This is a genomic window from Streptomyces sp. NPDC051364 (assembly GCF_040682115.1).
GTDB lineage: Bacteria > Actinomycetota > Actinomycetes > Streptomycetales > Streptomycetaceae > Streptomyces.
Map to the genome: position 1 here is coordinate 67,263 of NZ_JBFBAH010000012.1, position 13,890 is coordinate 81,152.

General features: G+C 73.6%; 14 protein-coding genes and 1 riboswitch. Of the genes, 5 read left to right on the top strand and 9 right to left on the bottom strand.

Features of this window, described 5'->3' with window-relative positions; all coding sequences use genetic code 11:
- Nucleotides 1-6 precede the first annotated feature (6 nt).
- The 4 genes from pknB to thiO form a co-directional block, all read right to left on the bottom strand.
- Nucleotides 7-1,923: a Stk1 family PASTA domain-containing Ser/Thr kinase gene (pknB, locus tag AB0M76_RS24600; RefSeq protein WP_365954904.1), complete on the bottom strand. Its 1,917-nt coding sequence runs from the start codon at nucleotides 1,921-1,923 to the stop codon at nucleotides 7-9.
- Nucleotides 1,924-2,240: 317 nt separating this feature from the next.
- Entirely contained in the window at nucleotides 2,241-3,035 is a 795-nt protein-coding gene (locus AB0M76_RS24605) for a thiazole synthase (RefSeq protein WP_365954905.1), read from the bottom strand.
- Between the two features lie 5 nt (nucleotides 3,036-3,040).
- Entirely contained in the window at nucleotides 3,041-3,241 is a 201-nt protein-coding gene (gene thiS, locus AB0M76_RS24610) for a sulfur carrier protein ThiS (RefSeq protein WP_053785183.1), read from the bottom strand.
- Nucleotides 3,238-4,419 carry a glycine oxidase ThiO gene (gene thiO, locus AB0M76_RS24615; protein WP_365954907.1) on the bottom strand — a complete coding sequence of 394 codons (1,182 nt, stop codon included), beginning with the start codon at nucleotides 4,417-4,419 and terminating at the stop codon, nucleotides 3,238-3,240. Before thiO ends, thiS begins: the two co-directional genes overlap by 4 nt.
- Nucleotides 4,417-4,529, bottom strand: a riboswitch (TPP riboswitch). (Overlaps the previous gene by 3 nt.)
- 424 nt (nucleotides 4,530-4,953) lie before the next feature.
- On the opposite strand from thiO, the gene AB0M76_RS24620 reads away from it, so the two are divergent.
- The 5 genes from AB0M76_RS24620 to AB0M76_RS24640 all read left to right on the top strand — a co-directional run bounded on the left by AB0M76_RS24620 (nucleotide 4,954) and on the right by AB0M76_RS24640 (nucleotide 9,457).
- Nucleotides 4,954-6,177: an FAD-dependent oxidoreductase gene (locus AB0M76_RS24620; RefSeq protein WP_365954908.1), complete on the top strand. Its 1,224-nt coding sequence runs from the start codon at nucleotides 4,954-4,956 to the stop codon at nucleotides 6,175-6,177.
- Nucleotides 6,178-6,268: 91 nt separating this feature from the next.
- Nucleotides 6,269-6,634, top strand: coding sequence for an Rv2175c family DNA-binding protein (locus AB0M76_RS24625; RefSeq protein WP_030156038.1), 366 nt, complete (start codon nucleotides 6,269-6,271; stop codon nucleotides 6,632-6,634).
- A gap of 133 nt (nucleotides 6,635-6,767) precedes the next feature.
- The gene (gene thiE, locus AB0M76_RS24630) at nucleotides 6,768-7,418 is read left to right on the top strand and encodes a thiamine phosphate synthase (RefSeq protein ID WP_365954909.1); all 651 of its coding nucleotides are present in this window, start codon (nucleotides 6,768-6,770) and stop codon (nucleotides 7,416-7,418) included.
- A 120-nt stretch (nucleotides 7,419-7,538) separates the two neighbouring features.
- Nucleotides 7,539-8,456, top strand: a complete 918-nt coding sequence (metF, locus tag AB0M76_RS24635) for a methylenetetrahydrofolate reductase [NAD(P)H] (protein WP_365954910.1) — start codon at nucleotides 7,539-7,541, stop codon at nucleotides 8,454-8,456.
- Between the two features lie 53 nt (nucleotides 8,457-8,509).
- Nucleotides 8,510-9,457, top strand: coding sequence for a hypothetical protein (locus tag AB0M76_RS24640; protein WP_365954911.1), 948 nt, complete (start codon nucleotides 8,510-8,512; stop codon nucleotides 9,455-9,457).
- Nucleotides 9,458-9,536: 79 nt separating this feature from the next.
- On the opposite strand, the gene AB0M76_RS24645 is transcribed toward AB0M76_RS24640, so the two are convergent.
- From AB0M76_RS24645 to AB0M76_RS24665, 5 genes are all read right to left on the bottom strand, one after another.
- The gene (locus AB0M76_RS24645; RefSeq protein WP_365954912.1) at nucleotides 9,537-10,949 is read right to left on the bottom strand and encodes an NAD(P)/FAD-dependent oxidoreductase; all 1,413 of its coding nucleotides are present in this window, start codon (nucleotides 10,947-10,949) and stop codon (nucleotides 9,537-9,539) included.
- A gap of 33 nt (nucleotides 10,950-10,982) precedes the next feature.
- The gene (locus AB0M76_RS24650; protein WP_365954913.1) at nucleotides 10,983-11,618 is read right to left on the bottom strand and encodes a DUF4126 domain-containing protein; all 636 of its coding nucleotides are present in this window, start codon (nucleotides 11,616-11,618) and stop codon (nucleotides 10,983-10,985) included.
- A 137-nt stretch (nucleotides 11,619-11,755) separates the two neighbouring features.
- On the bottom strand, nucleotides 11,756-12,157 hold the full coding sequence (locus AB0M76_RS24655) for a DUF3040 domain-containing protein (RefSeq protein ID WP_266667835.1): 402 nt from the start codon (nucleotides 12,155-12,157) through the stop codon (nucleotides 11,756-11,758).
- 308 nt (nucleotides 12,158-12,465) lie between these two features.
- A complete protein-coding gene (locus AB0M76_RS24660; protein ID WP_365954914.1) occupies nucleotides 12,466-13,224 on the bottom strand; it encodes a methyltransferase in 759 nt (252 codons plus the stop codon).
- Nucleotides 13,225-13,313: 89 nt separating this feature from the next.
- Entirely contained in the window at nucleotides 13,314-13,835 is a 522-nt protein-coding gene (locus AB0M76_RS24665; protein WP_365954915.1) for an SAV_6107 family HEPN domain-containing protein, read from the bottom strand.
- Nucleotides 13,836-13,890: the final 55 nt, after the last annotated feature.

Consider the following 13,890-nt stretch of genomic DNA (forward strand, 5'->3'; position numbering starts at 1 on the left):
CTACTGCTACAGCCCCTTGGTCCGCAGGACGATGATGCTGCCCTCGGGGGCGTTCTGGCCGCCCGGCACCGACTGGGCGTCCACCGTGTTGCTGAAGGACAGGAACGGCCGCTCCACCTTCACCTTGAAACCGGCAGCCTCCAGCGTCCTGCGGGCCACGTCCGCCTCCTGGCCGGTCACGTTCGGCACCGGGATCTGCCGGGGGCCCTTGGACACGGTGAGCGTGACCGTGTCACCCGTCGCGGCCTGCGCTCCGGCGCCGATCGACTGGTTGGCGACCGTACCGGCCGGGAACGGCGAGTTGACCTGGTCGGCGGCCGTCTCGACCTTGAGTCCGGCGTCCTGGAGGGCGGCCCGCGCCTGGTCGAGGGGCCGTCCGGCCACGTTCGGCACCTGGACCGGCCGGCCCTTGCTGACCACGATCGCGACCGCCGTGTCGGGCGACCGCTTCTGCCCGCCTGTCGGATCGGTGGAGATCACCGAGCCCTGGGCGACGTCCTGGCTGAACGCCTGCGTGACCAGGCCGGGAGCCAGACCGCTCTTGGTCAGCTCGGCCTTCGCATCGTCCAGCGGCCTGCCCTTCAGATCGGGTACGACGACGATCTCCGGGCCGCGCGAGACCGTGAGCACCACCGCGCCGTTGCCGCGGATGCGCTTGCCGCTCGCGGGGTCGGAGTTCATCACCGTCCCGCGGTCGAAGGCGTCGCTGAACTTCCGGTCGATCCGCTTCACGCCGAGGCCGGCCGCGGACAGCTCGGACTTGGCCTGCGCCTCGGTCTTCCCGAGCAGGTTGGGGACCTTCGTGAACTGGCCGGCGTTGATGTACCAGACCCCGGTGCCCAGACCGAGCGCGAGCAGCACCCCGGCGATCACGAGCAGCGTGCCGCGCCGCGGCCTGCGCGGGGCCGGCGGCGCCGACTGGGCCGGCGTGGGCTCCGGGCGGTCCGGGAGCTCCAGCCGGGAGGTGAGGTTCACGGGCGGCTGCGCCGCGACGGGCCGCGGGATCACGCCGGTGCGGTCCTCGGTGGCGCTCCGCGTCTCGGCACGCGCCTGCGGCGGCACGGCGTCCAGCTCTCCGTCACCGAGCAGCGCGCGGGCGTCGAGGGCCAGGCCGAGCAGGGCGGCAGCGTCGGAGGGGCGCAGCTCCGGATCGCGGGCGGTGGCGTACGCGACGAGCTGGTCCAGGACGCCCGGCAGCCCCGGGACGGCGGCCGACGGCGGCGGCATGTCCTCGTGGAGGTGCTGGTAGAGCACCTGGGCGGGGGTGCCGCCGGAGTGCGGCTTGGAGCCGGTGAGCATCTCGTACAGGACGACACCGCAGGCGTAGACGTCCACGCGGGTGTCGCCGCTGCCGGTCTCGATCTGCTCGGGGGCGAGGTAGGAGACGGTGCCGAGGACGGAGCCTGTGGTGCTGGTCACCGAGTCGACGGACCGGACCAGCCCGAAGTCCGCCACCTTGACCCGGCCGTCGTCGCCGATCAGGACGTTCTCGGGCTTCATGTCACGGTGCACGAACCCGGCCCGGTGGGCGGCGCCGAGCGCGGCCAGGACGGGCTCGAGGATGTCGAGGGCAGCGCGGGGCTGGAGCGCGCCGCGCTCGCGGAGCACGTCGCGCAGGGTGCAGCCGGAGACGTACTCCATGGCGAGGTACGTGTACGGCCCGTCGGTGCCCTGGTCGAAAACGGCGACGACGTTGGGGTGCGCGAGGCGGGCCACGGACTTGGCCTCGCGGATGAACCGGTCGACGAAGCCGCCGTCGGCGGCGAGCGCCGGGTGCATCACCTTCAGTGCGAGCACACGGTCGAGGCGGGTGTCGACGGCCCGGTAGACCGTTGCCATGCCGCCGGCCGCGATGCGGGCGTCGACGCGGTAGCGGCCGTCGAGTGTCTGCCCGACGAGGGGGTCATCCAGGGTCGTATCCACCCGGCGATTCTACGAGCGTGGGTCGGAGTCCTGTCCCGGGTGGTGGTCTGTTGCAGCGCAGCTGTGACGTGTGGGCCCGGCTTCGCTGGTCAGGCGGGGTGCGGTGTCCCGCTGTGTGGGGCTTTTCTCCCCGCCCCGCCCTTCTCCCGTTCACCGGGGCAGAGCCCCGGACCCCCGCGCAGGTGCGGCGCCTCCCCCGGACTCCGTCCGGAGGGACCCCCAGGGGGCCGGCCCCCGCACCCCCGCGCCTCGAACGCCGGCGGGGCCGGAGTTTCCCCGGTCGGGGCGGGGAGAAGGCCCCGCGCAGCGGCGGAGCCTCAGAACGCCGGGCGTTCCGGGTCCAAGGTGGCGCGGCCCTCGGCCGGGGACGAGGCTTCTGCGAAGCGGCGCTGCGGGATGCGGCCCGCGCGATACGCCAGCCGCCCCGCCGATACGGCATCGCGCATGGCCGCCGCCATCAGCACAGGTGCCTGCGCCCGGGTCACCGCCGAGGCCAGCATCACCGCCGAGCAGCCCAGCTCCATCGCCAGCGCCACGTCCGACGCCGTGCCGGCTCCGGCGTCCAGGATCACCGGAACCCCCGCCCGCTCCGCGATCAGCTCGAAGTTGTGCGGGTTCCGGATGCCCATCCCCGAGCCGATCGGAGACCCCAGCGGCATGATCGCCGCACAGCCCACGTCCTCCAGCTTCCGCGCGAGCACCGGGTCGTCGTTCGTATACGGGAGCACCGTGAAGCCCTCGTCCACCAGGGTCTCCGCCGCATCCAGCAGCTCCACCCCGTCCGGCAGCAGGGTCCGCTCGTCGGCCACGACCTCGAGTTTGATCCAGTCCGTGCCCAGCGCCTCCCGCGCGAGGCGCGCCGTCAGCACCGCCTCGCCCGCCGTGAAGCACCCCGCGGTGTTGGGGAGTACGGAGATGCCCAGCCGGGTCAGCACCGACAGGACGGAACCCTGGACCGTCGGGTCCAGTCGGCGCATCGCCACCGTCGTGAGCTCCGTACCGGACGCGATCAGCGCCCGTTCCAGGATGTCCAGGCTCGGCGCCCCGCCCGTCCCCATGATCAGGCGGGACGAGAAGGTCCGGCCGCCCAGCAGGAAAGCGTCGTCTGCCATCGCGCTCAGCCTCCCTGCACGGCGGTGAGGATCTCGACCCGGTCGCCCTCGCCCACCGGCGTGAGCGGCCACTGCCCGCGCGGGACCACAGTCTCGTTGAGTGCGGCCGCGACGCCGGACGGGGCCGCGGTCAGGATGGCGACCACCGCGTCGAGGGTGGTGCCGGCCGCGACCTCGCGCGGCTCGCCGTTGACGGAGATGGTCATGCGTACGACTCCTGACGTGCAGCGCTGAAGCGGCGCGGGGTGAACGGGCGGGCGATCTCCGGGAGCGCACCGGTGGTCAGCAGCTCCGCCATCACGTCGCCGGTGAGCGGGGTCAGCAGCACCCCGTTGCGGTAGTGCCCGGTGGCCAGGTGCAGACCGGGCAGTTCGGTCGGGCCGAGCAGCGGGGCGTTGTCCGGAGAGCCGGGCCGCAGCCCCGCGCAGGTCTCGGTCAGCGGCAGTTCGGTGATGCCGGGCACCAACTCATGGGCGTCGCGCAGGAGTTCGTACACGCCGCCCGCGGTGACCGTGGTGTCCCAGCCGAGTTCCTCGCTGGTGGCGCCGATGACGAGCTCGCCGTTCTCGCGCGGCACCAGGTACACGTGGCTGCCGCGGACCACCGCCCGTACCGTCCGCGACAGGAACGGCGCGTACGCCGCAGGCACCGCGAGCCGCAGCACCTGGCCCTTGACCGGCCGTACGGGAGGCAGCACGTCCGCCGGTACGCCGGCCAGCCGGCCGCTGAGCGAGCCCGCGGCCAGCACCACCTGGTCGGCGCGCAGCTCCGTACCGTCGTCCAGCAGTGCGCCGGTGGCCCGGTCGGCGGTGGTGAGCAGCCGCTCCGCGTTCGCCCGGCGGATCTCCACGCCGGCGCCCTCGCAGGCTGCCAGCAGTGCGGCCGCCAGCCGGCGCGGGTCGACCTGGTGGTCGCCGTCCACGCGCAGGCCGCCGCGTACGCCCGGGGCCAGCATCGGCTCCAGGCGGCGGCACTCGCGGCCGGTGAGCCACTCGGACTCCAGGCCGCAGCGCCGCTGCAGGGCGTGCAGCTCGCGCAGGTGGAGCCGGTCGTCGGCGTCGAGGGCCACGGCGAGCGTGCCGCAGGCGCGGTAGCCGATGTCCGTCCCGCCGCTGGCGTCGGCCAGCTCGGCGGCGAACTCCGGGTAGCGGGCGGCGGAGGCGAGATTGAGGCCCAGCAGGGTCTCCTCGCCGTAGTGCAGCTCGGTGACGGCGGCGAGCATGCCGGCCGCGACCTGTGCGGCGCCGCCGCCGGGTGCCGGATCGGCGAGCACGGTCCGCAACCCGCGCCGGGCCGCCCGCCAGGCGGTGACGAGGCCGATGATTCCGCCCCCGATGACGAGGACGTCGGATCCCCTGGCGGATCCCTTCCGAGATGAGTGCATGGGCGTCCAGCCCCTCCCTTCGCCGGCATGACCCGGATCAGGTTCGTACGGTCGGAGGCCGTCCAGCCTCCCTCTCAGCCCGGTACGCCCGGACTCCCGCGATAGGTACGACGGCCAGACTAACCGTTCCTATTCGGCGAGCGGGAGCGAGTCGTAGACCTGCTCCCGCTCGCTGCGCTCGTCCCGGACGGTGTCGGATGGGCTGGGTTGCCGTGTTCGCGTCCCCGTCGGGTTCACCGTTCCGGGCGGTGGTCCGGTGCGGGCGGACGGCTCCCGTCCGGGGTTGCGGGGCGCGGCCTGGGCGGTCCGATGCCCCACGCGATCACTCCGGTCGCGTGGGGGCGGCGCCTCCGTCGCCTTGCCCTGTGGACAATGCCGCCGAACCCACAACACCCACCCCTGTCCGGTCGGCGCCATCGGTCAGATCGACGAACCAACCGACAACAGGTCACCCGGACGGCCCAGGAGCGCCCGTTCCGCGGTTCTGGCGGAGTGCCGTTACTGACGGAGTGTCAGATCGCTAGGCTGGGCGGTGTGAGCGAGCAGACGGAACAGACACAGAGCGGCGGCGTCGTCATCGTCGGCGCCGGAATGGCCGGGGTGCAGACCGCGGTCGCGCTGCGGGAGCAGGGCTGGAGCGGCCCCGTGACCCTGCTGGGCGCCGAGCCCCACCAGCCGTACGACCGGCCCCCACTGTCCAAGGCGGTGCTGCTCGGCAAGGCCGAGGACTCCGCCTTCGACGTGGACTTCGAGGGGCTGGGCATCGAGCTCCGGCTCGGGGTGGAGGTCACGGGGCTGCGGGCCGCCGAGCGCGAGCTGGACACCGAGGCGGGACCGGTCCCGTACGAGGTGCTCGTCCTGGCGACCGGCGCCGAACCGCTGACCCTGCCCGGGTCCGAGGGCGTCCAGGGCGTGCACCTGCTGCGCACCCTGGACGACGCGGCCCGGCTGCGCCCGGTGCTGGCCCAGGCGCCGGCGACCGTGGTCGTCGGGGCGGGCTGGATCGGCGCCGAGTTCGCCACCGCGGCGCGCGAGGCGGGCTGCGCGGTGACCGTGGTCGAGGCGGCGGACCGGGTGCTGGCCGGGGCGCTGCCGGCGGAGGTCGCGGCCCCGATGGCCCGCTGGTACGAGGAGGCCGGGGCCGCCCTGCTGACCGGCGCCAAGGTGGCCTCGGTGGAGTCCGGGCGGGTGCTGCTCGCGGACGGCCGGGAGCTGCCGGCCGGCGCGGTGGTCGTGGGCATCGGGGCCCGGCCCGCCACCCGGTGGCTGGCGGACTCGGGGGTCGGGCTCGGGCCGGACGGCTCGGTCACGGCGGACGCGTACCTGCGGACCTCCCTGCCCGGGGTGTACGCGGTCGGCGACTGCGCGTCGTTCCCGTCGGGGCGCTACGGGGCGCGGCTGCTGGTGCACCACTGGGACAACGCCCTGCAGGGGCCGCGCGTGGTCGCGGCGAACATCGTGGCGGGGGCTGCGGTGCAGGTCTACGACCCGGTGCCGTACTTCTGGTCGGAGCAGTTCGGGCGCTTCGTGCAGTACGCGGGACACCACGCGGGGGCGGACGAGCTGATGTGGCGCGGGGACCCCGCCGAGGCGGCGTGGTCGGTGTGCTGGCTCCGGGCCGGGGCGTTGGTCGCGGTCCTGGCGGTGGGCCGGCCGCGGGATCTGGCGCAGGGGCGGAAGCTGATCGAGACGGGGGCCCCGGTGGATCCGGCCAAGGTCGCCGATCCCGCGGTCCCGCTGAAATCGGCGCTGGTCTAGCACGGTACGAGCCGGGTGCGGAGGGGGTCCGGGGACCCGGACGGGTCGGCTCGGGTACCGGGTGTCGGTCCGAGGTGGCAGGCTTGTGCCCGTGACCGAGATTGACGCAAAGATCGATGCCCTTGTCCCCGCCTGGCTGTACGTCCCCGACATCGCCGAGATGCTCGACATCGAAGTGACCCGGGTCCGCCAGCTGGTCAAGGAAGGTCAGCTGATCGCCGTACGCCGGGGCGAGAACCGTTCGCTCCAGGTGCCCGCCCCCTTCATCGACGGCGACAAGATCGTCAAGGGCCTGGTCGGCCTGCTGACCGTGCTCCGCGACGACGGCTTCTCCGACGAGGAGATCCTGGAGTGGCTGTTCACCCCGGACCCGACCCTGCCCGGCACCCCCGTCCAGGCGCTGAGCGAGAATCGCGGCACGGAGGTGAAGCGCCGCGCTCAGGCGCTCGCCCTCTGACCCGAGCGACCCGAGCCCCGGGCCGCCGGAGCGCCGGAGCACCCCGGCGGCCCGGGTGATCCGAGCCGCCTGATCCATCCGCGGTGCACGGGCCCTGGACGGCCCGTGCACCGCTTCCACCCCGGGGGTACCCATGTCCGCGAACGCCCAGCTGTCCGATGCCCGGCTCTACCTGTGCACGGACGCCCGCAAGCGGCAGGGGGACCTCCCCGAGTTCCTCGACGCGGTCCTGGCCGGGGGCGTGGACATCGTCCAGCTCCGGGACAAGGGCATGGAGGCGGGCGAGGAGCTCGAACACCTCCAGGTGTTCGCCGACGCCGCCCGCCGGCACGGCAGGCTCCTCGCGGTGAACGACCGCGCCGACGTCGCCCACGCCATCGGCTCCGACGTCCTGCACCTGGGTCAGGGCGACATCCCCGTGCCCGCCGCCCGCGCGATCCTCGGCGACGGGGTGCTCTTCGGCCGGTCCTGCCACGCCGAGTCCGAGGTCGACGTCGCCGTCGCCGAGCCGGGCGTGGACTACTTCTGCACCGGCCCCTGCTGGCCCACCCCCACCAAGCCCGGCCGGTACGCCCCCGGCCTCGGGCTGGTCCGGTACGCGGCCTCGTTGGCGCAGGCCCGCCCCTGGTTCGCCATCGGCGGCATCGAGGCAGGCAACCTCGACGAGGTCCTCGACGCCGGAGCCACCCGCATCGTGGTCGTCCGCGCCCTCACCGAGGCCTCCGACCCGGGTGCGGCCGCCGCCGATCTGGCCAAGCGGGTCCGGGAGCGCGTCTGCGCGTAGCCGTCCGCGCGTAGGCGGAAGCCATACGTGTCGACATGCGCGTCCGTAGAGGTGTCCAAAAACGTGTCCAAAAGGCGGACACGGCTTCGGTGACCGCGAAGGCGCGTCTAACCTGCCCGTATGGCTCTTGGTACCGCTTCCACCCGTACGGACCGTGCACGCACGGTCCGTGACCTGCTGGCGTCCGGGAGCCCGTCGTACTCCTTCGAGTTCTGGGCCCCCAAGACGGAGAAGGGCGAGCGCAACCTCTGGAACGCGCTGCGCCGGATCGAGGCGGTGGGCCCGAGCTTCGTCTCCGTGACCTACGGGGCCGGCGGCTCCACCCGCGGCGGTACCGTCAAGGCCACCCAGCAGATCGCCGCCGACACCACCCTGACCCCCGTCGCGCACCTCACCGCGGTCGACCACTCCATCGCCGAGCTGCGCAATGTGATCGGTCAGTTCGCCGACGCCGGCATCCGCAACATGCTCGCCGTGCGCGGCGACCCGCCGGGCGACCCCATGGGCCCGTGGGTGGCGCACCCCGAGGGCGTGCACTACGCCGCCGACCTGGTCCGGCTGCTCAAGGAGTCAGGCGACTTCTGCGTGGGCGTCGCGGCCTTCCCCGAGATGCACCCGCGCTCGGCGGACTGGGACACGGACATCCATCACTTCGTGGACAAGTGTCGCGCCGGCGCCGACTATGCGATCACCCAGATGTTCTTCGATCCGGAGAATTATCAGCGGCTGCGCGACAGCGCCGAGAAGGCGGGCTGCGAGACCCCGATCATCCCCGAGGTCATGCCTGTTGTGGGCATCAAGCAGCTCGACCGGTTGCCACAACTCAGTAACGCAGTCTTCCCCGCAGCCGTGAAAGAGCGCATGCTCGCCGTCAAGGACGATCCGGCCGCTGTACGCTCCATTGGGATTGAGTTCGCCACGGAGTTCTGCGCGCGGCTGCTGTCCGAGGGTGTACCGGGGCTGCACTTCATCACGCTGAACAATTCCACGGCGACTCTCGAGATCTACGAGAACCTGGGCCTGCACCAGCGGGCCTGATCGGCCGGCTCCCGTTTTCCTGGGCGGGGCGGCCGTACCGAGAGGTGCCACGCATGGGAATGACGGTCCTCTACATCGCGTTCGGTTTCGTCGCGCTGTGGCTGCTTGCCGAGGTCCTGATGCAGTACAAGGCCCGGCTGCGCTGGCGCCTGCTCGCGTTCGCCGGGTTCCTCGGGGTGGTTGCCGGAGTCGTGCTGCCGTCGGTGCTCGTCATCGGCGTCGGCGCGGCCGCGTTCGCCCTGGGCCAGACCCTGGTGACGCTCTCCTTCCGCAAGGGCTTCGAGGCCGGCTGGGCGCTGCGCCGGGGCGGCGAGCCCGTACGGCAGAACCGGCGCCGCCGGGCGGGCAGTCCGCGCCCCGAGCCCGCGCTGCAGGTGACCGGGCTGGAGTACGGGTCCGACGGGACGGCCGTGGACGCCGACACGCCCGACGCGTCCGGCAAGGAGCAGCCGGAGCCGCAGTTCCATGCCGCGACCGAGGAGTTCTACAGCCCGGAGCCGCTGCCCGAGGACACCGGGTCGTACGGGATACAGAGCTTCGCGCCCACCGCCGACGCGGGGCAGACGGCGGCGTTCGCCTCGCCGTACTCCACGGCCGAGCAGGACGCCCACCAGTACGCGGCGTACTACGACGGGCAGGCCTACGAGCCGCAGACCCAGGGCGGCTACGACTACTCCGCGGGCTACCCGACCGGCGGCGAACAGCAGGTCTACGCCGCCTACTCCGACCCGTACATCGGCACCGGCGGGGCCGTCATCCCGCAACAGCCGTACGACTACACCCCGTACGCCGGCTACTCCGCCGACCCGTACGCGAGCGCGGGCGGGCAGCAGCAGTACTCCATGGACACCCCGCCGGGCGGGGTGTGGGTGCCGCAGCAGCGGTCCACCGACGGGGCCGCCCATCCCTACCCGGGGGACGAGCAGCAGCCGTACCCGCAGCAACAGCCGCAGGAGTACCCGTACCAGGGCTCCGGCGAGTACGAGCAGTACCGCTACTGAGGCCGTGAGGCCGAAGAGGCCGCGCAGGCCGTGAAGCAGGGCGAGCGCCCCCGGGGTCCCTTCCCCGGGGGCGTCCGTGTCACTGGGATCCGCGGAACTCCGCGCCCTCCACGATGAGTCCGGCCACCAGGGCCCCGGTCATCCCGGCGTGCGCCAGCCCGCCGCCGGGGTGCGCCCAGCCACCCGCGAGGAACAGCCCCGGCAGGGCAGTGGTGTTGGCGGGGTAGAGCATCCGGCCGCCGGCTCCGGCGAGGGCGGGCGGCGGCACCGCTCCGCCCTGCGCGCCGGTGGCCGCCTCGACGTCCGCGGGCGTACGCGTCTGCGTCCACAGCAGCCGCTCGCGCAGCCCGGGCACGGCCCGGGCGGCCAGGTCCAGCAGCTCCTCCACGCGCGGCGCAGAGGCACCCTCAGGGCCGCAGACGGCGCTCACGGTGACCGCCTCGTGGTCCGCGTCGGGCCGGACGGCCGGGTCGTCGGGGCGCAGCACCGTCAGCTGGGCGGCGGGGGAGTGGACCAGAGTGCGGTGGACGGTGTCCGCGGGGCGGGCGCCGCGCAGCGCGAGCAGCACGGTCAGCCGGCCGGCCACCCCCGGTCCGCGGGCCGGGGCGCCGCCGGCCGGCAGCGGGGTCCCCAGCTGTCGCGGGTCGACCCCGCAGACCACGAGGTCGGCGGCGGCCTCGGAGCCGTCGGCCAGCAGCAGCCCGGCCGCCCGGCCGTCCCGCTCCAGGACCTCCCGGACCGGCGCATCGAAGACGAAGGCGACCTTCCGCTCGCGGCAGCGCTCGTACAGGGCGGTGGCCAGCTCCCGCATCCCGCCGCGCACGTACCAGCTGCCGAAGGTCTGCTCCATGTACGGGAGCACGGCCGCCGCGGCGGGCGCGGTGGCGGGGTCGATCCCGTACGCACGCACCCGGGCGGCCAGCAGCTCGCCGAGCTCCCCGCCCAGCTCGCGCCCGGCCACCTCGGCGAGGGTCGGCGGGCGGCGGCGCAGCAGGCCGCTCTTGCGGAGCGCGGGGTACGGATCGCCGCCCAGCACCTGCCAGTCGGGGCGCAGCGGCTCCTCCAGCAGGGGGCGGCGGGTCGCATTCCAGGCGTCCCGGGCGCGGCCCAGGACCCCGTTCCAGCGGTCCCCGGCGCCCGCGCCGAAGGCCTGGTCGAGGACGGCGGCGGCGCCGCCGCGCGAGCCGCCCGGGAGGGTGACCGCTGTCCCGTCGGCCAGGACGTGCCGGACGGCCGGGTCGACCTGGACGAGCTCGACGCAGTCCTCCAGGGGCCGCTTGCCGGTCTTGACGAACAGGTCGCGGTAGACGGCGGGCAGGTGCAGCAGCCCGGGCCCGGTGTCGAAGACGAAACCGTCGCGCTCGTACCGGCCGACGGAGCCGCCGTACGCGGACCCGCGCTCGTACACCGTCACCTGGTGCCCTGCCACGGCCAGCCGGGCCGCCGTAGCCATCGCGCCCATGCCGGCGCCGATCACCGCAATTCGTGCCATGCGGATGACCCTACCGAGCGGGATCGCGGGAGGTCAGCGGGGTGGCACCGCGGCCCGCGGGGCCGCCTCGCGCTCCTCGGCGGCGAGCCTTTTCTCCTCGCGGCGCTGGGCCCGGCGGCGCAGGAAGCGGCGGATCCGGCTCCACAGGAACACGAGTATGGCCAGACCTGCGGCCAGCAGGACGGCCGCGATGATCGCGGCGGCCTGGGGATTGAACATGGCGAAGGTGACGATGCCGGCCACGCCCAGGTCCTCGGCGGTGCTCAGCGCGATGTTGCTGAACGGCTCCGGCGAGGTGTTGACGGCCATGCGGGTGCCGGCCTTGACGAAATGGCTGGCCAGCGCGGTGGAACCGCCGATCGCGCCGGCGGTGATGTCGGAGAGCGAGCCGCTCTGGCCGGCCAGCAGGGCGCCGACCACGGCACCGGCCACCGGGCGGATCACGGTGTGCACCGTGTCCCAGAGCGAGTCCACGTACGGGATCTTGTCGGCGCCGGCCTCGCAGAGGAACAGCACACCGGCGACGATGAGCACGTCGGTGCGCTGGAGGGACGCGGGGACCTCGTCGGTCAGTCCGGTCGCGCCGAAGATGCCGAGCAGGAGGACCACGGCGTAGGCGTTGATCCCACTGGCCCAGCCGCTGGTGAAGACCAGGGGGAGCACACTCACCGGGTCATCATGCCGCAGGATCGCGCCGCGGGAGGGGCGATCCGGGAGTCAGGCCGACGGGGCGGACCGGCGGGGCAGAGCGGTGAGGGGACGGTCGCCGTGCGGCGGCCGTCCCCTCACCCGTGTCTGCGGGGGGCCTACTGCCCCTGCTCGTCGCGGCGGCGCTGCCACCGCTCCTCGATGCGGGTCATCATCGACCGACGCTGTCGGTTGCGGCCGTGGGCCGAACCGTCTGCACTGCCGGAGACGGGCTGCTCGCCAGGCTTGGGTGCCTTGCGCCAACCGGTGACCACGAGGACCGTACAGCCGAGCATGACGAGGAATCCCACCACGCTGACCCAGAGTACGTTCGGAATGATCACACCGGTCATGAGGAGCGCGATACCCACCACAATGCCTGCGACTGCCTGGTAGACCCGTCGCCGGGTGTACGTACGCAGTCCGCTTCCCTCAAGCGCTGTCGCGAACTTGGGATCTTCGGCGTACAGCGCTCGCTCCATCTGCTCGAGCATTCGCTGCTCGTGCTCCGAGAGCGGCACGGGAGTCCTCCTCATCCGTCGGTCGCGGGGGGTAGCGACCAGGGGTCCCCTTCAGGATAGGCGGGGAATCGCCCCCGTGATACCCGCCCTCTACGCGAGGTTCCAAAACGCTGCCCGGAGAAGGCACCGCCCGAAAAGGCGCTGCCTGAGCGAAACCCTGCGCGAAACCGTACCGCCGGGTGGACGGTCATTGAGGCGCTTATTCCCCAACGGCCGGTCCACCATGCCGGTCACTGTGCACGATCATACGGGGCCGATCGCCGGATCGGAGGGTGTCCGGCGTACTCCGTGAGCGGAAGCTCCGCAGATCAGGCGCGCTTCTCGCCCAGAACGTGCAGTTGGGTCGCGACCGCGTGGAAGGCCGGCAGCTCGGCGGCCGCCTCCTCCAGGCGCAGCAGTGCCTCGACCGCGCCCGGCTCGGTGTCCACCAGGACGCCGGGGACGAGGTCGGCGAAGACGCGGACTCCGTGGACCGAGCCGACCTCCAGGCCGGCCCCGCCGACCAGCTCGGTGAGCTGCTCGGCGGTGAAGCGGCGCGGTACCGGGTCGCCCGCGCCCCAGCGGCCGGCCGGGTCGGTGAGCGCCGTACGGGCCTCGGTGAAGTGGCCGGCGAGGGCACGGGCCAGCACGGCCCCGCCGAGGCCGGCGCCCAGCAGGCTGAGCGTGCCGCCGGGGCGCAGGGCGGCGACCGCGTTGGCCACGCCCTCGGCCGGGTCGTCCACGTACTCGAGCACGCCGTGGCAGAGCACCACGTCGTACGCGTCGCGCTCGACGACGTCCAGCAGGCCCTGGGCATCGCCCTGCACCCCGCGCACCAGGTCGGCGACACCGGCCTCGGCGACGCGGCGCTCCAGCCCGAACAGCGCGTTCGGGCTGGGGTCCACCACGGTCACCCGGTGGCCCAGCCGGGCCACCGGCACGGCGAACTTGCCGGTGCCGCCGCCGGTGTCCAGCACGTCCAGCACGTCCCGCCCGGTCGCCTTCACCCGGCGGTCGAGCGCCTCCTTGAGGACCTCCCACACCACGGCGGTGCGGAGGGAGGCACGGGGGCGGGAAGTGTCCGACACGGCTGATGGCTCCTCGGCGCGACAGGGGTGGAGAGATGCGAACCCCACCCTATTGCCTGGCGCATGTCCCGCAGGTCACCCCGGGCGGCTCAGCCCGCGTCCGGAGGCTCCGGAGGCTCGGGACGGGGCTGCGGCAGCGTCGGGGCCGCCGGCTGGAGGGCGAGCATCCGCTCCACCAGCCGCAGGAACATCGCCACGGCACGCACCAGATCGTCCGCGTCCCGGACCGACGCCGCATCCCGTATCCCCGCCTCGGCCCGCGCCCGGCGGTCGGCACCGGAGGCGAACAGTGCGCTCCACTCCGTCAGCTCCGGTGCTATCTCCGGCAGTACCTCCCACGCGCTGCGGATCCGGGGCCGGCGCCGCGCGCCGACCGGCTCCGGCCGCCCGCGCGCGGCGAGCACGGCCGCGGCGGTGCGCAGCGCGGCGAGGTGGGCGGTGGCGTACCGCTCGTTGGGCCGGGTCAGCCGGGCGGCCTCGGCCAGGCCGGTGCGGGCCTTGGCGAGCAGATCGAGCGCGGCCCTGGGACATCCCCACGGCGGAGCCGGAGGGGAGGGAGCTGCCGACCTGCGCGGGACGGGGTGGACAGGGGACGGGGACGGTGTGGCCATGACGAACCTCCTGTCGTTGCGTACTGCTGTGTCTGTGTTTGTGCGTGCATCCATC